The following is a 525-nucleotide window of genomic DNA, read 5'->3' on the forward strand; positions in this document are numbered from 1 at the left end:
TCAGGAGCCCTGATGCCCGAACTCGCCTTCTTCTCCCGCATTCTCGACGACGCCCCGCCCGCCGAACGCTACGCGCACGCCCTCGAACAGATCCGGGCCGCCGAATCGCTCGGCTTCGACAGCGCCTGGGTCGCCCAGCACCACTTCAACGGGGCCGAGGGGGGCCTCCCCGCGCCCCTCGTCTTCCTCGCGCACGCCGCCGCGGTCACCGAGCGCATCGCCCTCGGCACGGGCATCATCACCCTCGGCATGGAGCACCCCGTGCGCCTGGTCGAGGACGCGGCCGTGCTCGACGCGCTCACGGGGGGACGGCTGGAACTCGGCTTCGGCTCGGGCGGCAGCCCGAGCTCCTTCCCCGCCTTCGGCCTCGACTTCGCCGAGCGGCACAGCGCCTTTGACCAGAACCTCGACGCCTTCCTCGGCGCACTCGCGGGTGAGCCCATCGGGCCCGGCGAGAACCGGCTCTACCCGCCCGCCCCCCGGCTCGCCGAGCGGCTCTGGTTCGCAACCTTCTCCGAGCCCCTC

The 525-nt window shown here is 73.0% G+C and carries 1 protein-coding gene; it reads left to right on the forward strand.

All coding sequences use genetic code 11. The features are described from left to right. Positions 1 to 12 precede the first annotated feature (12 nt). Positions 13 to 525: LLM class flavin-dependent oxidoreductase (locus OOT08_RS13095; protein WP_325093196.1), on the forward strand; the 513-nt coding region annotated here is incomplete at its 3' end.

Origin of the sequence: Leucobacter sp. M11 (assembly GCF_035726885.1) — a bacterium.
Lineage (GTDB): Bacteria > Actinomycetota > Actinomycetes > Actinomycetales > Microbacteriaceae > JAPFRB01.